This window comes from Brevibacterium pityocampae, assembly GCF_039541555.1.
GTDB classification, from domain to species: domain Bacteria; phylum Actinomycetota; class Actinomycetes; order Actinomycetales; family Brevibacteriaceae; genus Brevibacterium; species Brevibacterium pityocampae.
This window is the reverse complement of sequence record NZ_BAABGL010000006.1, coordinates 103,005-122,118: the sequence shown is the minus strand read 5'-3', so window position 1 is coordinate 122,118 and position 19,114 is coordinate 103,005. Positions and strand designations below refer to the sequence as shown.

Here is a 19,114-nt window from a genome sequence, read left to right as displayed (position 1 = left end):
TCTCAGTCCTCGGTCGGAGCGGACGGGTCGGCGGCCCCGGGCCCGAGCGGTGCGGGACGGGTGGCGCCCGGTTCATCGAGCGGCTGGTCGATGCGCAGCGTCCACGGGTCGGTGCGGGTGCGCGACACGGTGATGTCGAGGGCGCATCCGGCGTCCTCGGCCGCGGTCGCGAGCTGGTCGGCGGCCCGATCGAGCCACAGCGCCTCGGCCGCCCAGTGGGAGATGTCGATGAGGTGCGGGGTGTCGTCGGTCCGGTGTGCGGTGTCCCGGGCCTCGCTGGCCGGGTGGTGGCGCAGGTCGGAGGTGATGTAGACCTCGGCGCCGGAGGCGCGCACAGCGTCGAACAGCGAGTCGCCTGCGCCGCCGAGCACCGCGACCCGTGTCACCTCGGCCGCAGGGTCTCCGGCGATCCGCACTCCGGTCACGGTCGGATCGAGCACCTCTGCGAGTCGGCGGGCGAGGTCCTCCACGGTCTGCACCGCAGACAGGGTGCCGACCCTGCCGATGCCCACCCCGGCGGGCGCCTCGGCGGTGGGGGCCAGCGGAGCCGTATCGGTGAGGCCGAGGGATTCGGCGAGCACGTCGGAGACCCCGCCGAGCGCGGAGTCCGCGTTCGTGTGCGCGTTGAACTGGGCGACGCCGGCGCGGATCAGGGCATGGACCGCACCGCCCTTGAGGGTGCCGGCATTGACGGAGGTGACCCCGCGCAGCAGCAGCGGGTGGTGCGTGATGAGCATGTCGTACCCGCCGTCGACCGCCTCGGCGACGACGGCGTCGACGGGATCGAGAGCGAGCAGGATGCTGCGCACGGGAGCATCCGGGTCGCCCACGGCGAGCCCCACGGTGTCCCAGCTCTCGGCGTAGGCCGCCGGCCACAGCTGCTCGCACAGGTGCATGATCGTTCTCACGGTCGCGGTGCTCATGGTGCCACCGTAGTACACGCCCACCCGCCGCCGAGGCGGTGTGCCGGTGCGCGGTGCACGGTGCCGTTCGGAGAGCGGACAGCCCTGGGAGGATGGCGCGGCGCACATTAGGGTGGTGCCATGAACTCGATCCCAGCGCTGCGATCCAGCACCATCGCCGACCTCCTCCGCCGCACCGCCCGCCGCACCCCCGAACGGACCGCCCTCGTCTTCGCGGACCGCACGTGGACCTACGCCGAGCTCGACACCGCGGTGACCGCGCTCGCCCGGCATCTGCTCGCCCAGGGGCTCGAGCACGGTGACCGGGTGGCCGCGTACGGCAGGAACTCCGACCTCTACGCCCTCGTCTTTTTCGCCACCGTGCGCGCCGGCCTCATCCACGTGCCGGTGAACTACCAGCTCAAGACCGACGAGCTCGAGTACATCCTCGACAACTCCGGGGCTCGCCTGGTGATCTCGGACGCCGCGATGGCCGCCGATGTCGACGCCACCGAGGCCGGTCGCGCAGCGCTGCGAGCGGACTTCGAGGACCTCCTCGACACCGTCCAGGCCCCGGACGTCGCTCCGGAGGCGATGGGCGAGTTCGACGTCACCGACACCGACGTCGCCCAGCTGCTCTACACCTCGGGCACGACCTCGCTGCCCAAGGGAGCGGTGATGACGCACCGCGCGCTCATGCACCAGTACATGAGCTGCCTCGACGTCCTCGACTTCGATGCCTCCGACCGGCAGGTCCATGCGCTGCCGCTCTACCATTCGGCGCAGATGCACGTCTTTCTCATCCCGGGGCTCATCAAGGGCGCGCTCAACATCATCGTGCCGGCCCCCGTGCCCGGCGAGCTGCTCGAGCTCATCGAGGCCGAGCGCATCAACACCTTCTTCGCCGCTCCGACCGTGTGGGTCGCGCTCGTCAACCACCCGGACTTCGCGACCCGGGACCTCACGAGCCTGCGCAAGGCATACTACGGGGCGTCGATCATGCCCGGGCCCGTGCTCCACAAGCTCGTCGCCCACCTCCCCGAGCTCGGCTTCTACAACTGCTTCGGGCAGTCCGAGATGGGCCCGCTCGCCACGGTGCTGAGGCCCGAGGAGCACCAGGATCGGCTGGGCTCGGCCGGACGCCCGGTGCTGTTCGCCGAGACCCGCGTCGTCGACCCCTCCGGCGTGGACGTGGGACCGGGCGAGCAGGGCGAGATCCTCTACCGCTCCCCGCAGCTGTGCGAGGGCTACTGGAACAAGCCCGAGGCCACGGAGGAGGCGTTCCGCGACGGCTGGTTCCACTCCGGCGACCTCGTGATCCAGGACGCCGAGGGGTACGTCGAGGTCATCGACCGGGTCAAGGACGTCATCAACACCGGCGGGGTGCTCGTCGCGAGCCGGCAGGTCGAGGACGCGATCTTCGAACTCGACTCCGTCGCCGAGGTCGCCGTCATCGGGATGCCCGACGAGAAGTGGATCGAGGCGATCACCGCCTATGTCGTGCCCAAGGACGACTCCCTCACCGAGGCGCAGGTCATCGAGCACGTCAAGGGCCGGCTCGCCGGCTTCAAGGTGCCCAAGGCGGTCCACTTCGTCTCCGAGCTGCCGAAGAACTCCGCGGGCAAGATCCTCAAGCGCACGCTGCGCACCGGCTGAGGCGGCCGGGAGCTCGAACCGGCGGGGTCGAGCTGCGGGGAACCGGTGCCGTGCTCGTCACCCGTTCCTGGCAGCACCGTTCGTTCCTGACAGCACCCTTCGTTCCTTGACGTCGTCGGCCGGTTCCGTCAGCGTGGGAGGTGCCATCTGCGGCGGCCGCGCTGCCGTCGCTCCCACCGAAAGAGGAGGACGATGCTCATCGTCGATCGTGACGATCTCAACGGGACCGACCAGGACGTCACGTCCGAGACCTGGCGCAGTCGCCGCATGGTGCTCGCCCGCGACGGGGTGGGTTTCTCCCTCCACGACACCGTGATCTACGCCGGCACCACCTCGACGTTCCACTACCAGAACCACATCGAGGCCGTGTACTGCGTCCAGGGGACGGGCACCCTGACGAACGAGGAGACGGGCGAGGTGCACGAACTCCGCGACGGGACGATGTACCTGCTCGACGGGCACGAGAAGCACACCGTCCGCGCGGAGACCGAGCTGCGCATGGCCTGTGTCTTCAATCCGCCCGTGACCGGCCACGAGGTCCACGACGAGAACGGCGTCTATCCGCTCGTCACCGAGGACGCCGCTCGCTGACCCGGCTCAGCGGAACTCGTCGGTCTCGATCGACTCGACCGGCAGCGTCTCGAAGGCTGCCATGAAGCGCCACGTGTCCGGGCGGGAGCCGTCGACGTCGGTGAGCCCGTAGTGCCCGGCGAGCTCGAAGGAGCTCGTCGATCGCGTGTTCCACCGGGCGCGCTCGGGGTCCGCGGCCAGGGCTGCGATCCCCCGGGCCAGCAGCGCCGGGGTCTCCGAGATCCCGAACTCGTAGGGCGGCACGACGTCGGTGCGCCCGCGGTTCGCTGCGGCGGCGGCCGCCCAGGTGTCCTCGGTGACGCCGAAATGGTCGAGCATCATCTCCGATCGCAGCCAGCCCGGCGTCACCGACACCGCGGTGCAGCCGTGGGGCCGGAGCTCGTGGCCCTCGGCGAACGCCAGCCGGTCCACGGCGGTCTTGGTGAGGTCGAGGAACACCGTGGAGCGGAAGTGCTCGGCGTTGTACTCCCGCGTGCCGTCGGTGACCTCGACGACGAGACCGCCGGAATTCCGGATGAGCAGGCCGAGAGCGCAGCGGCTGGTGATGAGGTGGGTGAGGTACCCGGTCTCGAACAGCCGCATCCCGCGGTCGAATTCGTACTCCCACAGCGGGGTGTCGAACTCGACGTAGGCCTCTCCCCCGATGTCGTTGATGAGGATGTCGAGGCGCCCGTGCATGTCCTCGATCCGGTCGAGGAGCGCGGTCACCTGTGCGATGTCCCGGTGGTCGACGACCGCGGCATGCGCGGTGCCCCCGGCGGCGCGGATGAGCTCCGCCGTCTCCTCGACGGTCTCCTGCCGGTCGTAGTCGGATAGGTCGCCGGGCGCGGAGCGCCCGGTGCAGTGGACCTCAGCCCCGGCGGCGGCGAGCTCCCGGGCGATCGCGCGGCCGGCACCACGGGTGGCTCCGGTGACGAGCGCGATCCGCCCGGTGAGCGGGCGCGCGTTGGTGGGTGCACTGGTGCCGGGTCCGGCGGTACCGGGTGCGGGGGTGCGGGATTCCTGGGGTGAGCTCGTCTCGTCCATGGTTCCAACGTCCCAGCCATTCCCGACAGACCGTGTCGTGAATGGCCTAGGCTTCGCGCATGCGCTCAACCCGGCTGCTGTCGCTCATCATGGATCTCTCGCGCCTGCGCACCACGAGCGTGGGGGTGCTCGCCGAGCGCCACGGGGTGTCCGGGCGGACAGTGCAGCGCGACCTCGCCGAGCTGCAGGCGATGGGGGTGCCGGTGTGGACGCGCACCGGTCCGGCCGGCGGCGTCGGGATCGTCGAGGGCTGGTCGTCCCCGATCACCGGGATGCCGCAGCAGGAGATCACCGCACTGCTCCTCGGGGAGACCGCAGCGCGGGAGCTCGGCCTCGCCGGGGAGCACCGGGCGGCCCGCCTCCGGCTGCGCGGGGAACTCGACCCACCCAGTGCGGACGGGCACGTCGCCGACCACATCGAGCAGCGGGTGCTCGTCGACGCCGCGGCGTGGTTCACCGAGGCCGAGGAGCCGCCGGCGCTCGCCGCGGTGTCCCGGGCCGTCTGGACCGGGCGGCGCCTGCGGATGCTGTACCGGCGTGGGGCCGCTGCCGTGTCGCGCCTCATCGATCCCCTCGGCCTGGTCCTCAAGACCGATCGCTGGTACCTCGTCGCCGCGCACCGCAGGGCGCTGCGCACCTACCGGGTGTCCCGGATCGCAGGCGCACGGGTGGTGGAGGCGCCCGCATGGCGGCCCGCCGGATTCTCCCTGGCCCAGCACTGGGCGCAGGCCCGGACGGCCTTCGAACGGGGCCTGGACGGCATCACCGTGCGGGTCGCGGTGGACCGGTCCGCGCTGCCCGCTCTGCGGCACGCCGTCCCGGGGGCGGGCGCCTCGGCGGCGCTCGAGGCAGCGGAGGCCGATGCGGTGACAGATGATGCGGTGGACGGCGTTACTGGCGCTCCCGCAGCGCGGGTCGTGGTCGAGCTGCCGATGGAGACGCAAGCGATCGCCGTCTCCCAGCTGCTCCAGGTCCCCGGCGTCGAGGTGCTCTCCCCCACCCCGATCCGCGATGCGGTGGCCCGCCGCGCGCGCGAGCTGTGGGAGGCCAACGCGCCGGGTGCTCGATCGGACGCGGTGCCGGATGCACTGCGTGGTGAACCGAGCACAAGAGTTCCCGGAGGAGGGTACGAGGGTGAGTCGTTAGGCTGACCGGCATGGATTCCCTGCCCCTGCCTCTGTGCACTCCGCGGCTCACGCTCCGCCCGCACCGCCTCGACGACGCCGCTTCGCTGCTCGCCTACTACTCCCGGCCCGAGGTCGCGGTGCACCTGCTCGAGGAGCCGTGGACGCCGGAGTACGCGGCCGAGCAGTCGCAGTCGCTCACCCGGCGCACCGGGCTGGAGACCGCGGCGCGGGCGCTCGCCCTCGTCATCGAGCACGAGGGACGGGTCATCGGCGACGTCGCCCTGTGGCTCACCGAGGAGGAGCTCCCGGTGGCGGAGATCGGCTGGGTGCTCGACCCTAGGCACGGCGCGCGGGGTTTCGCCGCCGAAGCCGCCGGGGCGCTGCTCCGGGCCGGGTTCGAGACCTACGGCCTGCACCGGGTGGCCGCGCAGATGGATGCCCGGAACACCGCCTCGGCGCGGCTGGCTGAGCGGATCGGAATGACGCGCGAGGCGCACCTCCGGCAGAACTGGTGGAGCAAGGGCGAGTGGACGGACACCGTGGTCTACGGCGCCCTGTCCACCGATGCGCTGCCGGGATGACCGAGGCGATGGTGGGAAAGGAAGCCGGCGGGGTCGGACGGCGGCGGCACCCGGTGCCGCCGGGCGGCCGTGTCGTCGCCCTGCAGCGCCGTCGGCGGTGTGGCATACTGATTCCGCTGTCAGCGCGGGCTGACCGGGACCGATTCCTTCGGTTCCCGGATGCGCGCGGACAGCGGTCGGGGCCTATAGCTCAGTTGGCTAGAGCATCTCGTTTACACCGAGAGGGTCGGGGGTTCGAGTCCCTCTGGGCCCACCACATATCGGCAGGAAGGGCACACGTCGTTGGAGGGGTACCGTCTCGGCGAACGTGTGCTCGCGTGGTACCTGTCGTCGATCACCGGGTTCATCGACGCGCTCGGCTTCCTCTACCTCGGCGGGTTCTTCCTCTCCTTCATGTCCGGCAACACCACCCGAATGACCGCAGCTGCTGTCGAGGGCGGCTGGGACGTGGTGGGACGGGCGGCCGGGGTGATGGCCCTGTTCCTCCTCGGTGTGATGATCGGCTCACTCGTCAGTCGACTCGCCCACCGCCACCTGCCGCCCACCCGACCGCGTGAGCTCGTCCTCCTCTTCGTCTGCCTCACGGCGATGATCGCCTCGGCCCTGGTCCTCGCCGGGCACGATCTGCCCGCGGTGCTCAGCCTGTCCTTCACCGTGGGCTCGATGAACAGCATCTTCGAACGCGACGGCGAGGTCGCGATCTCTCTGACCTACATGACAGGCACCCTGGTGAAGATGTCGCAGCGATTCGTCGGCGCCTTCTTCGGCGGTGCCCATTCCGCCTGGCTCGGGTACTTCCTTCTCTGGCTCTCGCTCGCCCTCGGAGCGGTGCTCGGAGGCCTGTGCTACCTGGCCCTCGGGATCCGCGCGGTCTGGGTCGTCACCGCGCTCGTATTCCTCGGCACCGCGGCCGCGCTCGCCAACCGCGCGCGGCGGCGCAGGCGTGGACTCCCGGTGTAGCCCCGGCACGCTCCACAGTCGCCCGCGACTGGCGGCTCGAGCGGCCGCGCTATGTAGGTGCGGCCGTGACCTGGTCGGAGTGGATCGCCTTCCCGGGCGGCGGGACATCGGCGTCCCGCACTCACACCGCCGGTCACCCCGATCCGGGCAGCACGAGTCCGCTCTCGTAGGCCAGGACGGCGATCTGCACCCGGTCGCGCAGGCCGAGCTTGGCGAGCAGCCGCGAGACGTAGGTCTTCACCGTCGCCTCGCTGAGGAAGAGGAGACCGGCGATCTCGGTGTTCGACCTCCCCGCCGCGATGAGCGTGAGCACCTCCGTCTCGCGGTCCGTCAACACGGGCAGCGCCACTGCCTGCGACGGCGGCGGTGCGAACTGTTCGAGCAGTCGTCGGGTGACCTGCGGGGCGAGCATCGACTCGCCGGTCGCGACGATCTCGACGGCCCGGACGAGGTCGGCCGGGCGCAGGTCCTTGAGCACGAAACCGGACGCTCCTGCCCGCACGGCGTCGTAGACGTACTCGTCGAGATCGAAGGTGGTGAGCACGAGCACCCTGGTCGCGGGGAGCTGCGCCACGATCCGGCGGGTGGCCTCGATCCCGTCCAGGCGCGGCATCCGGATGTCCATGAGCACGACGTCCGGGGACAGCGCCCTCGCCCGCTCGATGGCCTCGACCCATCGGCGGCCTCCCCGACGACGTCGAACCCCGACTTCTCGAGGATCAGCCGGAATCCCGCCCGGAGCAGCTCCTGGTCGTCGACGATGAGCACCGAGGTGGTCACGATCGCTCCACCGGCAGGACGGCTTCTCCGAGGAAGCCGCGCGGATCCGCCGGGCCGGCGCGCAGGGATCCGCCGTAGAGCTCGACCCGTTCGCGCATCCCGATCAGGCCGTGGTCCGAACCGGTCGTCCCGGCCACGGGGATCCCGTCATCGCGCACCCCCAGGTGCAGCCCGTCCTCCGCATGATCGACGGTCACCTCGACCGCCGCTGCACCCGTCGCGTGCCGCCGGACGTTGGTCAGCGCCTCCTGGACGATCCGAGAGGCCGCGAGGTCGATCCCCGCCGGCAGGCCCCTTGGAGTGCCGTGCACCGCGAGGGTGACCGGGAGCCCACTGTCGCGAGCGTCGTCGACGAGCTGCGTGACCGCGGCCAGTCCCGGCTGCGGCACGCGCAGAGCGGTCTCGTCCTGATCCCGGAGCATCGTGACGAACCGCCGCATCTCCCCCAGCGCCTCGGCCCCGGTGAGCCGGATCGTCTCGAGCGAACGACGCACCTCGTCCTCGTCGTCGCTGACGAGCTGGGCCGCTCCCGCCTGGACGACGATCACACTCATCGCATGGGCCACCACGTCGTGCAGCTCGCGCGCCATCCGGGTGCGCTCCCCGAGATTCGCCTGTGCGGTCCGGGCCGCGGCCTGAACCTGGGCGTCGATCGCCTGCTGCCGCGCCAGCGCGGCCTGGTTCGCCATCACCCGCTGCCAGGTCCCAGGGCATAGGCGCCGAACAGTACGCTCCAGTGGAAGACGATCTCGTCAGGGACCTGCAGCTCCGGCACGAGCAGGTCGCCGACGAGCATGGTGCCGATGATCAGCGCCGCTCCGAGGTAGGGTTCCCGCCCCTTTCCGTGGCGCGCCACGGCGAAGGTCGTCAGCACCATCGGGACGAACTGTCCGTAGAACAGCAGGTAGGTCACCCCGGCGATGTGCAGACCGCTGAACAGGATGAGGGCCACCCCGGCGGCGATGAGCGGACGGGTGCGGCGCACCACCATGGCCGCCGCCACGATGACGACCTGCGCCGAGGACAGCCACAGATTTCCGTCCCCCTCACGGGAGACGAACGGGACCCAGACCTCCAGCAGGCCGACCACGAGCACAGCGAGGGCGATCATGAGATCGACGATCCTGGACCGGTGCCGCTCCATATATTCACGGTAGGCCGGTCGGGCACCCGTGGCATCATCCCACGGATGACAATCTTCGGACCATACAACAGTGGTGCTCACTGCTCCCCGGGCCCTCCCTGGTGGCGTTCCCGGCGCCGAGGCGGTCCGCGCGGATCTCGGTGCTGCACGGGCAGGCCGCCGCGGGAGTCAACCATGGGTGACATCGAGCAGCCTCAGGCTCATCCCGCGGAGGACACCGGGCACGACCCGGGGCCGATGCCGGGCGCGCTCTGCGGTGGTGTGCTGGAGACATGAACAGAAAACTTCGACTTCTCGTCGCCATCAGCCTCGTCCTCTTCGCAGCCTTGTCGATCGTCTGGACACTGCTCCTCCCCGACAGCGCCGTCGACCCCCAGAACAGCCTGCTCGTGATCGCCGACGCCGGCGCCACCGCCCCGATCGCCGTCCTGGCGCTCACCCTCAGCCAGCTCGCCTTCATGATCGCCTTCGTCGGAGTCGCGGTCTGGCTCCATCCGGCCACCCCCGGGCTGGCGTCGATCGGCGGTGCACTCGCCATCCTCGGCGGCTTCGGCCACACCGTGTTCTGCGGGGTCGAGATGGCGCGCCACGCGCTGGCCGCCGACCCCACCGCCAACCTCGCGGCCGCCGGCCGGCTCGAGTCCTACCTGCCGCTGATGCCATTCATGATGGCCGGCCTGATCTGCACGGTGGTGGGCCTGGTGCTCCTCGGCATCGCCCACCTCCGCTCCGGCACCGCGCCGCGCTGGGCCGGCCCGGTGCTCATCGCGTTCGTCCTCGTCGAGTTCGTCGGCGGCAACTTCACCGAGTGGGCGACCTACCTCTCAGGCCTGCTCCTGCTCGGCGCCTGCACGGGTCTTGCTGCGAGCGTGCTCCACGGCGCACACCCGCTCCCGAGGCGCGCGGACCGCACCCCGAGTGATGTCACCGTGGGGCGTGGGAGTCCTCAGCACACCTGATGACGCGTCGCCCCGCCGAGAGGACGGGACGGAGGGGGCATCCACCGGTCGGTGGGTGCCCCTGCCGTCGGCGCCCGCGAACCGGTAGCGTCGGATGCACGACGACGCATCCGCCCCCACGCGGCGGCACACAGGAGAAGGAGCCAGGATGAAGATCACCGGAGCTGTCCTCGAGGAGATCGGGGCCGCGCGCCCCTACGCCGAGTCCGCACCGCTGCGGGTCCAGGAGCTCGAGCTCGATCCGCCCGGACCCGAGGAGGTGCGCATCCGGATCCGCGCCGCCGGCCTGTGCCACTCGGACCTGTCCGTGGTCGACGGCAACCGCGTCCGCCCCGTCCCCATGCTGCTCGGGCACGAGGCGTCCGGGATCGTCGAGGAGGTCGGGTCGGCCGTCACCGACCTCGCCCCCGGCCAGCAGGTCAGCACGGTGTTCCTGCCGCGCTGCGGGGAGTGCGCGAACTGCCGCACCGACGGCAAGCTCCCCTGCACCCCCGGCACCGCGGCGAACAACGCCGGACACCTCGTCGGCGACCACATCCGCCTCCACCGCGGCGACGAGGACGTCCTCCACCACCTCGGCGTGTCCGGCTTCGCCACCCATGCAGTCCTCCACCGCACCTCCGTGGTGCCCGTCGGCGACGATGTGCCCGCGGACATCGCGGCCGTGCTCGGCTGCGCCGTGCTCACCGGCGGCGGCGCTGTGATCAACGCCGGCGACCCGGCCGAGGGTGACGACGTCATCGTCGTCGGCCTCGGCGGGGTCGGGATGGCCGCGCTCATCACCGCCGTGTCCCTGGGCCGGGGGAAGGTCATCGGGGTCGATGCGAACCGCGACAAGCTCGACCGCGCCACCGAGCTCGGCGCGGACGCCGTCCACACACCCGAGGAGGCGGAGGACGCCGAGGTGCGCGCCCCGGTCGTCATCGAGGCCGCCGGCCACCCCAAGGCCTTCGAGACCGCCGTGCGGCTCACCGGGGTGGGCGGCACGACGGTCACGGTGGGCCTGCCCTCCCCCGATGCCCGGTCCTCGATCGCGCCGCTCACCCTCACCGCCGAGGCGCGCACGATCATCGGCTCCTATCTGGGCTCCGCGGTGCCGGCCCGGGACATCCCCGTCTACGAAGGGCTCTGGCGCGACGGGCGGCTCCCGGTGGGCGAGCTGATCTCCGGGCACATCGGGCTCGCCGACATCAACGCCGCCCTCGACACCCTCGCCGACGGACGGGCGGTCCGGCAGGTCATCCTGTTCGACGAGACCGCGCCCACCGGCTGAGCGCGGGTCCTGTGCGCATCTGGTCGCTCCACCCCTCCCACCTCGACCGGCAGGGGCTCATCGCCTGCTGGCGGGAGACGCTGCTCGCCCAGAAGGTGCTGCGCGGGCAGACCCGTGGGTACCGCAGCCACCCGCAGCTCGTGCGCTTCCGCGAGCTCGACGCGCCGGTCGCCGCGATCGGCGCCTACCTCTCCGGGCTCGCCGCCGAGGCGGATGCCCGCGGTTACACCTTCAACCGCGGCCTCATCGTCGACGACGCGTGGGACGGCACCATCGAGGTCGCCGAGGGGCAGATCGCGTTCGAGTGGGACCACCTGCTGGCCAAGCTCAGCATCCGCAGCCCCGCGCACGCCGAGGCCTGCGCGGAGCGGGCGCGGGACGGTGACGTGCCAGCGCTCCACCCGCTCATGTTCGCGGTGCCCGGGCCGCGCGCGGAATGGGAGCGCGGCTGAGCCTCGGATGCTAGGGCCCAGTGGCATGCGTCACAGCTGGGGAGAGACCGTCGACATTCCGACCGGATACCTCAACACCGCGAGCATCGGTATTCCGCCGGGCCGCGTCGCGGAGGCGATGAGGACGGCACTCGAGCGCTGGGCGCAGGGACGCACGACGGTCGCAGAGTACGACCCTCCCGTCGCGGCCGCGCTCCAGGGGTACGCCGATCTCATCGGGGTGCCGGTGAGCAGCGTGACGATCGGCGGCAGCGCCTCGGCGCTCATCGGGCTCGTCGCCGCAGCGGTGCCGGACGGGGCCCGGGTGCTCGTCGCCGACGACGAGTTCACCAGCGTGACCTACCCGTTCGTCGTCCACCGCCCCCGAGGCGTCGTCGTGGACTCCCGACCGCTCGCCGAGCTGCCGGGGGCCGCCCCGGGCTACGACTGGGTGGCGGTGAGCGTGACCCAGTCCACGGACGGCGCAATGATCGACCTCGACGGCCTGCGGGAGGCGACGGAGCGCGCCGGCACCCGCGTGCTGCTCGACGTCACGCAGACGGCCGGGTGGATGCCCCTGCATCTCGACTGGGCGGATGCCGTGGTGTGCGCCGGCTACAAATGGCTGCTGAGCCCCCGCGGAGCCGCCTGGATGGCGCTCCGACCCGCCACCGCGGCGGGCATCAGGCCGCTCGCGGCGAACTGGTACGCCGGCGCCGACCTCCAGGGCTCGATGTACGGCCTGACACCCGAACTCCACGCGGACGCCCGGCGCTTCGACGCCTCGCCGGCGTGGCTGAGCCACGTGGGTGCCGGGGTCGCGCTCCCCTGGCTCGCCTCCCTCGACCTCGAGGCCGTGCGCGCCCACGCGGTCGGCCTCGCGAACCGCCTGCGCGCGGGCCTCGGCCTGCCGCCGGGCGACTCGCCGATCCTCTCCCTCGACGGATTCGACGGAGCGAGCCGCACGCTGGACGAGGCAGGGGTGAGCCACGCGGTGCGCGGGGGCAGCATCCGGCTGTCCTGCCACCTGTACTCGACGGAGGAGGATGTCGCCGCCGCCCTCGCGGTCCTCACGTCCTGAAAAGTAGTGGCATTTCCGCAACTACTTTCCATACCGGAAACTATTTGCTACGGTGGTTCCAACAGCACATCCACACCAGGAGGAACCGCCATGAACACCCAGCACACGAACATCTCCCCCGCCGAAGCAGCCGCACTCGTCGAACGCGCGGACGCCTCGACCCGCAGCGCCAAGCAGTCCGACGCCTGGCCGATCGTCGTCCTCGAGATGGTGCTCGGCGCCGTCCTCTCGCTCGCGCTCCTGGCCCAGGTCGTCGCAGGCACCACCACCGGCGGGACGCTCATGGTCGGCGCGGGGCTCGCCTGGCTCGTGCCCGCGTTCATCCTCTACTTCCGGTACGCCAAGGGCTGGCAGCGCGGCACGACCTTCCGGTTCGTCGGATTCGTCGTGTTCGCCACGCTGTGCCTGGTCCTCGGCGTCTCCACGGTCGGAGTGCTCGGATTCGGCTGGGTGCCGTTCGCGGCCGCGGCCGCGATCTGGGTCGCCACGCCGATCGCTGCCCTTCTCGAACTGCGCGACTGAGTCGCAGAACAGGAGACCGCGTCATGGACACGAAGAACTCGACGTCGGGGGCCGACATCGCCGGCACGCTCGACGCCCTCCACCCCGACCTCAACCATCCCACCCGCCTGGCCATGCTCGCCGGACTGCAGAACCGGGAGCGCGCGGAGTTCAAGCTCATCCGCGAGACGCTCGGGGTCTCCGATTCGGTGCTCTCCCGGCAGATGACGACTCTCGAGAAGGCCGGGCTCCTCACGGTATCGAAAGGCTTCGTCGGCAAGCGTCCCCGGACCTGGCTGGCGATCACCGAGGACGGGCGCTCAGCCCTCACCCGGCACCTCGCCGCCCTCCGCACCATCGCCGAGGCGCAGTTCGGTGAGCAGGAGGACTGAGCTCGACGACAACAGATCCGCTCCGCCTGCGGAGCACCGGTCGAACAAGGGCCGCCCCGACCGGGGCGGCCCTCGTCATGTGCCGAGGAGAGCGCGCAGGCCGCCGATGAAGGTGTCCTCGGCGTCGGGATCGTCGACTCCGAGCATCGACCGGTTCTGCTCGACGGCGACCTGGCCGAGCACGAACCCCATGGTCGCCGCGAGCCGGTGCCCGTCGAGGGCGGCGGCCAGCGCCTCGGGCACGGCGCGTTCGGCTTCGAGGGCGTAGGCGAGGAGATGGATCTCCGCGCCGTCGCGGTAGCTCAGGAGCACCTCGCGCAGGGCGAGGGCGACGACCACCGGTGCGGGCTTCGCTGCGGCCGGGCACCGGGTATCCACCTGCTCGGTGAATCGGCGGGCGACGAGGGCGAACAGCTCCTGCTTGTTCTTCACATGCCAGTACAGGGCGGAGGGCTGCACGTCGAGCTCCCGGGCGAGCCGGCGCATCGACAGGTCGCCCATGCCGAACCGGGAGAGCACCTCGAGCGCGGTGTCGGTGATCGACTCCGGGGTCAATGCCATACCCGCTCCTCCCTGCACCTCGACTCCCTGCGTGCGGCCGTTCCATTCCTATCAGACATGCTCGACCAGACCCGCTCGAGCCGGGCCGCCCGCCGGCCCGGACACCGCGACGAGTGACACCGATCACAGGCCGCGCGAAGGGGACGGAGCCGAATTGGTCGAATCCCCCGGGTGTGGTTATAGTTGTTCTTGCTTCGCGCATCGGGATATGGCGCAGCTTGGTAGCGCGCCTCGTTCGGGACGAGGAGGTCGTGGGTTCGAATCCCGCTATCCCGACCATCCGGAAACCGGCTCTGATCAGCACAAACGCTGATCCGGGCCGGTTTTCTCATCCCCGTGAAACAGCAATTTTCGAAGGTTCCTGAGAGCGGTTCCACCAGATATTGCAGTCTCGGCGAGCGGCGTCGAGATTGCGAAGAACGGCGTTCCAGCTCTCAGGAACCTTCTGAAATCGAGGTCTCGTCAGAGGGCGGCGGTGATGCGCTCGGCGTTGGCCTTGAGCACCTCGGGCTCGGCCATCGGGCCCTTGTTCGCGGGATCGAAGTCCTTGATCGCATTCGTCGGCCAGACGTGGATGTGGACGTGGGGCACCTCGTAGCCCTGGATCATCACACCGATCCGCTCGCAGCCGAACGCCGTCCTCTGCGCCACGCCGATCTTCTGCGCCACCGCGAACAGATGCGCGGCGAGGTCCTCGGGCAGGTCGATCCAGTGGTCGATCTCCTCGCGCGGGACCACGAGCACGTGCCCATCGGTCATCGGGGCGACGTCGAGGAACGCCGCACACTTCTCGTCCTCGTAGACGAAGGCGCCGGGGATCTCCCCTGCCATGATCTTCGTGAAGATGCTTGCCATGATCAGTCCTTCCGGTTGCGGATAGCGGATAGCGGTTCGTGGAATACAGGGGTGCACGGCCGACAGCGCTCGGCCGGCGGGAGAGGTGCGCCGGCGCCGCCTGCACCGGGTGCGGGACCCCGCGGTACGGAGCCGGCACCGACGGGAGATCAATCCGGCGGAGGCGGCCCGGCGGGCAGGAACACGGTGAAATCGCGCGCCTCGGCCACCGGGCCCGTGAGCACCTGCTCCACCGTGCCGTCCGTGCCGATGAGGAAGGTGCCGCGCGTCGCCATGCCGCGCTCCTCGTCGAACACGCCGTAGGCGCGGGCGACCTCACCGTGGGGCCAGAAGTCCGCCGCGAGGGAGAACGGGATGCCCATGTCCAGAGACCACGCCTGCAGGGCGTACTTCGAGTCGACGGACACGCCGATCACGGTGATGCCGGCGGCGGTGAAGTGTTCGTGGAGCTCCCGGAGCACATGCATCTCGCCCCCGCACACTGCGGAGAACGCGAAGGGGTAGAACACGAGGAGCACCGGCCCCTCGCGTCGCAGCGCGGCGAGCTCGAGCGGCTCGCCGTACTGCGATCGCAGCGCGAACTCCGGCGCGATCGATCCGACGGCGAGGGCGGGCACCGGCGCTCAGCTGTAGTTCTTCTTGCCCACCAGCCGGAACCCGGACCAGTCCGGTCCGGCGCTGATGGTCTTCGTCAGGTGCATGCCCGCCGTCGGCGCCGCATGGGAGATGTCGGCCGGCGGGATGTGGCCGGGACGACCGGCCTTCGGGGTGAACAGCCACACGAAGCCGCCCTGGCCGAGCATGGTCTGCGCGTCGACGATCGCGTCGGTGAGGTCCGGGTCGTCCGAGCGCCACCACATCACGACGACATCGAACACGTCGTCGACATCGTCGTCGGCCATCTCCTCGCCGGTGATCGCCTCGATGACCTCGCGGAGGTCGAAGTCGACGTCGTCGTCGTACCCGAGCTCCTGGATGTACTGCCCGGCCTTGAGGCCCAGGCTGTCCTTGAGTTCCCCGAGGTCAGCCTCGGATGTGTGCAGTGTCCTCTCGGAAGGCGTAGTGCTCATGCGCACATTGTCCACGCCCGACTGCTGTGGGGGCAAATACATCGCTCGGACACCGGTCAGAATTCACACAATCGATACTCAGGGACGCCGCCCCGGCCCGCCGCTCGCCCGCCGCGCACCGTCCACACGCCCGGTGCGTGCCCCGCCGCGGGACAGAGAGGATGCTCCGCGGGAGGGAGACCGCCGCCACACGCGCACCCTTACGCACGGCGGCGAAACCGGACTAGGCTGGGAGGAGCCCCTGAGGCGGAGATGGCCGACGGCGCTCATCCAGCACCGGCGCCCACGTTCCCGCCCGTCCGCCGACGGCACCCCGTCGAACCGAGAGGACTCCACGAAGTGGTCAACAAGAGCAGCGGACCGATTCTCAACGGTCTCCCGAGCCACGTTCCCGATATCGACCCCGAAGAGACCCAGGAATGGCTCGAGTCCCTCGACTCCCTGGTCGATGACGGCGGCCGGACCCGGGCCCGCTACGTCATGCTCCGGCTGATCCAGCGCGCCCGCCAGAAGAGCCTCGGCGTGCCCAGCCTCACGGCGACCGACTACGTCAACACCATCGGGCCCGACGACGAGCCCTGGTTCCCCGGCGACGAGGACGTCGAGCGCCGCTTCCGCCGCTGGATCCGCTGGAACGCCGCTGTCATGGTCCACCGCGCCCAGCGACCCGGGATCGAGGTCGGCGGCCACATCTCGACCTACGCCTCCGCCGCCACCCTCTACGAGGTCGGCCTCAACCACTTCTTCCGCGGCAAGGACCACCCCGGCGGCGGCGACCACATCTTCTACCAGGGCCACGCGTCCCCCGGCATGTACGCCCGCGCCTACCTCGAGGGCCGGCTGAGCGAGGACCAGCTCGACGGCTTCCGCCAGCAGGTCTCCCACCGCATCGGCGACAAGCCCGGCGGCATCCCGTCCTACCCCCACCCGCGGCACATGCCCGAGTTCTGGGAGCACCCCACAGTGTCGATGGGCCTGGGCCCGATGAACGCGATCGCGCAGGCGCAGTTCGACAAGTACCTCCACAACCGCGGCATCAAGGACACCTCCCAGCAGCACACCTGGGCATTCCTCGGCGACGGCGAGATGGACGAGCCGGAGAGCCGCGGCATGCTCCAGACCGCCGCCTACGAGGAGCTCGACAACCTCACCTTCGTCGTCAACTGCAACCTCCAGCGCCTCGATGGCCCGGTGCGTGGCAACGGCAAGATCATCCAGGAGCTCGAGGCGTTCTTCCGCGGTGCCGGCTGGAACGTCATCAAGGTGATCTGGGGTCGCGAATGGGACGCCCTGCTCGCCAAGGACCGCGACGGCGCGCTCGTCAACCTCATGAACGCCACCCCCGACGGCGACTACCAGACGTACAAGGGCGAGTCCGGCGGATTCGTGCGCGACAACTTCTTCGGCCGCGACCCGCGCACCAAGGCGATGGTCGAGGACTACTCCGACGAGCAGATCTGGCAGCTCAAGCGCGGCGGCCACGACTACCGCAAGGTGTTCGCCGCGTACCAGCAGGCGATGAACCACACCGGTCAGCCGACCGCGATCCTCGTCAAGACGGTCAAGGGCTATTCGCTCGGCCCGCACTTCGAGGCGCGCAACGCCACCCACCAGATGAAGAAGATGGCCCTCGAGGACCTCAAGATGGCCCGCGACCACTTCTCCATCCCGATCTCCGACAAGGACCTCGAGGAGAACCCGAAGATCCCGCCGTACTACCACCCCGGTGAGGACGCACCGGAGATCAAGTACCTGCTCGATCGCCGTCACGAGCTCGGCGGGTTCACCCCCGAGCGCCGCTCGAAGTACGTCGACCTCGCGCTGCCCGGCGACAAGGAGTTCGCCGGCGCGAAGAAGGGCTCCGGCAAGCAGGAGATCGCCACCACCATGGCGTTCGTGCGGATCCTCAAGGACCTCATGCGCCACAAGGAGTGGGGCCCGCGGATCGTCCCGATCATCCCGGACGAGGCCCGCACCTTCGGCATGGACTCGTTCTTCCCGACGGCCAAGATCTACAACCCGCACGGGCAGAACTACGTCTCCGTCGACCGCGACCTGTTCCTCGCCTACAAGGAGGCGACCGACGGCCAGCTGCTCCACATGGGCATCAACGAGGCCGGCTCGACCGCCGCGCTCACCGCGGTGGGCACCTCGTACGCCACCCACGGCGAGCCGCTGATCCCGTTCTACATCTTCTACTCGATGTTCGGGTTCCAGCGCTCCGGCGACGCCTTCTGGGCGGCCTGCGACCAGATGGCCCGCGGGTTCATCCTCGGCGCGACCGCCGGGCGCACCACCCTCGTGGCCGAGGGCCTGCAGCACGGTGACGGGCACTCCCACGTGCTGTCCTCGACGTACCCGTCGATCATCTCCTACGACCCGGCCTACGCCTACGAGATCGGCCACATCGTGCGCGACGGGATCGAGCGGATGTACGGGCCCGACGACTCCCGCGACCCGAACGTCATGTACTACATCACGATGTACAACGAGCCGATGGTGCAGCCGCCGGAGCCGGAGGACATCGACGTCGAAGGTGTGCTCAAGGGCATCTACAAGCTCGCCGACGGCCCCGAGCTCGACGGCCCGAAGGTCCAGCTGCTCGCCTCCGGCGTCGCGGTCCCGTGGATCGTCGAGGCCCAGCGCCTCCTCGCCGAGGACTGGGGCGTGAGCGCCGACGTGTGGTCGGTGACCTCGTGGCAGGAGCTGCGCCGCGACGGCCTCGCCTGCGACGACGAGCGCCTGCTCGATCCGGCCGCGGAGAAGCGGATCCCGTTCGTCACCGCGAAGCTCGCCGAGGCGCGCGGTCCGATCATCGCGACGAGCGACTACACCCGCACCGTGCCGGACATGATCCGCCAGTACGTGCCGGGGCACTTCACCTCGCTCGGCGCGGACGGCTACGCGATCTCCGACACCCGCCCGGCGGCCCGCCGCCACTTCCTCATCGACGCCCCCTCCGTGGTCGTGCAGGCGCTCATCAGCCTCGCCGACACCGGGGAGATCGACCCGTCGACCGCTGCCGAGGCGGCGAAGAAGTACCAGCTCGACGATCCGCGGGCCGGCGCCACCGGCTCGACGGAGGGCGCCAGCGCCTGACCGCACTGACCGGCACGAGCGACCGGCACCGCTGCTCGCTGCGACCGGCGGCATCACAGGACGGGCCGCGGAGGGAGACCTCCGCGGCCCGTCTTGTGGTCCGGGCACAAGAAAGTTGTCGGTCT

At 70.5% G+C, this 19,114-nt stretch carries 20 protein-coding genes, 2 tRNA genes and 1 pseudogene; 14 read left to right on the top strand and 9 right to left on the bottom strand.

Features of this window, described 5'->3' with window-relative positions:
- Positions 1–2: 2 nt before the first annotated feature.
- Positions 3–923 (bottom strand): Nif3-like dinuclear metal center hexameric protein, encoded by a 921-nt coding sequence (locus tag ABD883_RS06670; protein WP_345030912.1) that lies wholly within the window; start codon positions 921–923, stop codon positions 3–5.
- A 120-nt stretch (positions 924–1,043) separates the two neighbouring features.
- On the opposite strand from ABD883_RS06670, the gene ABD883_RS06665 reads away from it, so the two are divergent.
- Positions 1,044–2,558: a fatty acyl-CoA synthetase gene (locus tag ABD883_RS06665; RefSeq protein WP_345030909.1), complete on the top strand. Its 1,515-nt coding sequence runs from the start codon at positions 1,044–1,046 to the stop codon at positions 2,556–2,558.
- Between the two features lie 192 nt (positions 2,559–2,750).
- Positions 2,751–3,149 (top strand): ectoine synthase, encoded by a 399-nt coding sequence (locus ABD883_RS06660; protein WP_345030907.1) that lies wholly within the window; start codon positions 2,751–2,753, stop codon positions 3,147–3,149.
- 6 nt (positions 3,150–3,155) lie between these two features.
- On the opposite strand, the gene ABD883_RS06655 is transcribed toward ABD883_RS06660, so the two are convergent.
- Positions 3,156–4,175 carry an SDR family oxidoreductase gene (locus ABD883_RS06655; RefSeq protein WP_345030904.1) on the bottom strand — a complete coding sequence of 340 codons (1,020 nt, stop codon included), beginning with the start codon at positions 4,173–4,175 and terminating at the stop codon, positions 3,156–3,158.
- Between the two features lie 59 nt (positions 4,176–4,234).
- On the opposite strand from ABD883_RS06655, the gene ABD883_RS06650 reads away from it, so the two are divergent.
- The 4 genes from ABD883_RS06650 (at position 4,235) to ABD883_RS06635 (ending at position 6,843) form a co-directional block, all read left to right on the top strand.
- Positions 4,235–5,326, top strand: a complete 1,092-nt coding sequence (locus tag ABD883_RS06650) for a helix-turn-helix transcriptional regulator (RefSeq protein ID WP_345030902.1) — start codon at positions 4,235–4,237, stop codon at positions 5,324–5,326.
- 5 nt (positions 5,327–5,331) lie between these two features.
- The gene (locus ABD883_RS06645) at positions 5,332–5,883 is read left to right on the top strand and encodes a GNAT family N-acetyltransferase (protein WP_345030900.1); all 552 of its coding nucleotides are present in this window, start codon (positions 5,332–5,334) and stop codon (positions 5,881–5,883) included.
- Between the two features lie 179 nt (positions 5,884–6,062).
- Positions 6,063–6,139: transfer RNA gene (locus tag ABD883_RS06640), tRNA-Val, on the top strand.
- A gap of 26 nt (positions 6,140–6,165) precedes the next feature.
- Positions 6,166–6,843: a YoaK family protein gene (locus tag ABD883_RS06635; protein WP_345030897.1), complete on the top strand. Its 678-nt coding sequence runs from the start codon at positions 6,166–6,168 to the stop codon at positions 6,841–6,843.
- A 133-nt stretch (positions 6,844–6,976) separates the two neighbouring features.
- On the opposite strand, the pseudogene ABD883_RS06630 reads toward ABD883_RS06635, so the two are convergent.
- The 3 genes and pseudogenes from ABD883_RS06630 to ABD883_RS06620 all read right to left on the bottom strand — a co-directional run bounded on the left by ABD883_RS06630 (position 6,977) and on the right by ABD883_RS06620 (position 8,734).
- A pseudogene (locus ABD883_RS06630) lies at positions 6,977–7,623 on the bottom strand (response regulator).
- A complete protein-coding gene (locus tag ABD883_RS06625; protein WP_345030895.1) occupies positions 7,620–8,312 on the bottom strand; it encodes a sensor histidine kinase in 693 nt (230 codons plus the stop codon). The pseudogene ABD883_RS06630 and the gene ABD883_RS06625 overlap by 4 nt, the downstream one beginning before the upstream one ends.
- Positions 8,312–8,734, bottom strand: coding sequence for a hypothetical protein (locus ABD883_RS06620; protein ID WP_345030892.1), 423 nt, complete (start codon positions 8,732–8,734; stop codon positions 8,312–8,314). Before ABD883_RS06620 ends, ABD883_RS06625 begins: the two co-directional genes overlap by 1 nt.
- A 305-nt stretch (positions 8,735–9,039) precedes the next feature.
- Here ABD883_RS06620 and ABD883_RS06615 point away from each other — a divergent pair, with 305 nt between their 5' ends.
- The 6 genes from ABD883_RS06615 (at position 9,040) to ABD883_RS06590 (ending at position 13,404) form a co-directional block, all read left to right on the top strand.
- Entirely contained in the window at positions 9,040–9,726 is a 687-nt protein-coding gene (locus ABD883_RS06615) for a hypothetical protein (protein ID WP_345030890.1), read from the top strand.
- A 148-nt stretch (positions 9,727–9,874) separates the two neighbouring features.
- Entirely contained in the window at positions 9,875–10,999 is a 1,125-nt protein-coding gene (locus ABD883_RS06610) for an alcohol dehydrogenase catalytic domain-containing protein (RefSeq protein WP_295686957.1), read from the top strand.
- A gap of 11 nt (positions 11,000–11,010) precedes the next feature.
- A complete protein-coding gene (locus ABD883_RS06605; protein WP_345030887.1) occupies positions 11,011–11,451 on the top strand; it encodes a pyrimidine dimer DNA glycosylase/endonuclease V in 441 nt (146 codons plus the stop codon).
- 118 nt (positions 11,452–11,569) lie between these two features.
- Positions 11,570–12,511 carry an aminotransferase class V-fold PLP-dependent enzyme gene (locus ABD883_RS06600; RefSeq protein WP_345030885.1) on the top strand — a complete coding sequence of 314 codons (942 nt, stop codon included), beginning with the start codon at positions 11,570–11,572 and terminating at the stop codon, positions 12,509–12,511.
- Positions 12,512–12,601: 90 nt separating this feature from the next.
- Positions 12,602–13,033 carry a hypothetical protein gene (locus ABD883_RS06595; RefSeq protein WP_247618621.1) on the top strand — a complete coding sequence of 144 codons (432 nt, stop codon included), beginning with the start codon at positions 12,602–12,604 and terminating at the stop codon, positions 13,031–13,033.
- Between the two features lie 23 nt (positions 13,034–13,056).
- On the top strand, positions 13,057–13,404 hold the full coding sequence (locus ABD883_RS06590; RefSeq protein WP_345030881.1) for a winged helix-turn-helix domain-containing protein: 348 nt from the start codon (positions 13,057–13,059) through the stop codon (positions 13,402–13,404).
- A gap of 75 nt (positions 13,405–13,479) precedes the next feature.
- On the opposite strand, the gene ABD883_RS06585 is transcribed toward ABD883_RS06590, so the two are convergent.
- Entirely contained in the window at positions 13,480–13,965 is a 486-nt protein-coding gene (locus tag ABD883_RS06585) for a TetR family transcriptional regulator (RefSeq protein WP_345030878.1), read from the bottom strand.
- Positions 13,966–14,167: 202 nt separating this feature from the next.
- On the opposite strand from ABD883_RS06585, the gene ABD883_RS06580 reads away from it, so the two are divergent.
- Positions 14,168–14,244: transfer RNA gene (locus ABD883_RS06580), tRNA-Pro, on the top strand.
- Between the two features lie 183 nt (positions 14,245–14,427).
- Here ABD883_RS06580 and ABD883_RS06575 read toward each other — a convergent pair.
- The 3 genes from ABD883_RS06575 to ABD883_RS06565 all read right to left on the bottom strand — a co-directional run bounded on the left by ABD883_RS06575 (position 14,428) and on the right by ABD883_RS06565 (position 15,890).
- Positions 14,428–14,820 (bottom strand): HIT family protein, encoded by a 393-nt coding sequence (locus tag ABD883_RS06575; protein ID WP_345030876.1) that lies wholly within the window; start codon positions 14,818–14,820, stop codon positions 14,428–14,430.
- A gap of 149 nt (positions 14,821–14,969) precedes the next feature.
- Positions 14,970–15,437, bottom strand: a complete 468-nt coding sequence (locus tag ABD883_RS06570) for a redoxin domain-containing protein (RefSeq protein ID WP_345030874.1) — start codon at positions 15,435–15,437, stop codon at positions 14,970–14,972.
- A gap of 6 nt (positions 15,438–15,443) precedes the next feature.
- Positions 15,444–15,890 (bottom strand): DUF3052 domain-containing protein, encoded by a 447-nt coding sequence (locus ABD883_RS06565; protein ID WP_137319605.1) that lies wholly within the window; start codon positions 15,888–15,890, stop codon positions 15,444–15,446.
- Between the two features lie 339 nt (positions 15,891–16,229).
- Here ABD883_RS06565 and aceE point away from each other — a divergent pair, with 339 nt between their 5' ends.
- The gene (gene aceE, locus ABD883_RS06560; RefSeq protein WP_345030872.1) at positions 16,230–18,989 is read left to right on the top strand and encodes a pyruvate dehydrogenase (acetyl-transferring), homodimeric type; all 2,760 of its coding nucleotides are present in this window, start codon (positions 16,230–16,232) and stop codon (positions 18,987–18,989) included.
- Positions 18,990–19,114 lie beyond the last annotated feature (125 nt).

Coding starts and splice junctions, on each gene's coding strand:
- ABD883_RS06670 (WP_345030912.1), bottom strand. CDS start 923: ATGAGCACCGCGACCGTGAGAACGATCATGCACCTGTGCGAGCAGCTG.
- ABD883_RS06665 (WP_345030909.1), top strand. CDS start 1,044: ATGAACTCGATCCCAGCGCTGCGATCCAGCACCATCGCCGACCTCCTC.
- ABD883_RS06660 (WP_345030907.1), top strand. CDS start 2,751: ATGCTCATCGTCGATCGTGACGATCTCAACGGGACCGACCAGGACGTC.
- ABD883_RS06655 (WP_345030904.1), bottom strand. CDS start 4,175: ATGGACGAGACGAGCTCACCCCAGGAATCCCGCACCCCCGCACCCGGT.
- ABD883_RS06650 (WP_345030902.1), top strand. CDS start 4,235: ATGCGCTCAACCCGGCTGCTGTCGCTCATCATGGATCTCTCGCGCCTG.
- ABD883_RS06645 (WP_345030900.1), top strand. CDS start 5,332: ATGGATTCCCTGCCCCTGCCTCTGTGCACTCCGCGGCTCACGCTCCGC.
- ABD883_RS06625 (WP_345030895.1), bottom strand. CDS start 8,312: ATGGCGAACCAGGCCGCGCTGGCGCGGCAGCAGGCGATCGACGCCCAG.
- ABD883_RS06620 (WP_345030892.1), bottom strand. CDS start 8,734: ATGATCGCCCTCGCTGTGCTCGTGGTCGGCCTGCTGGAGGTCTGGGTC.
- ABD883_RS06615 (WP_345030890.1), top strand. CDS start 9,040: ATGAACAGAAAACTTCGACTTCTCGTCGCCATCAGCCTCGTCCTCTTC.
- ABD883_RS06610 (WP_295686957.1), top strand. CDS start 9,875: ATGAAGATCACCGGAGCTGTCCTCGAGGAGATCGGGGCCGCGCGCCCC.
- ABD883_RS06600 (WP_345030885.1), top strand. CDS start 11,570: ATGAGGACGGCACTCGAGCGCTGGGCGCAGGGACGCACGACGGTCGCA.
- ABD883_RS06595 (WP_247618621.1), top strand. CDS start 12,602: ATGAACACCCAGCACACGAACATCTCCCCCGCCGAAGCAGCCGCACTC.
- ABD883_RS06590 (WP_345030881.1), top strand. CDS start 13,057: ATGGACACGAAGAACTCGACGTCGGGGGCCGACATCGCCGGCACGCTC.
- ABD883_RS06585 (WP_345030878.1), bottom strand. CDS start 13,965: ATGGCATTGACCCCGGAGTCGATCACCGACACCGCGCTCGAGGTGCTC.
- ABD883_RS06575 (WP_345030876.1), bottom strand. CDS start 14,820: ATGGCAAGCATCTTCACGAAGATCATGGCAGGGGAGATCCCCGGCGCC.
- ABD883_RS06565 (WP_137319605.1), bottom strand. CDS start 15,890: ATGAGCACTACGCCTTCCGAGAGGACACTGCACACATCCGAGGCTGAC.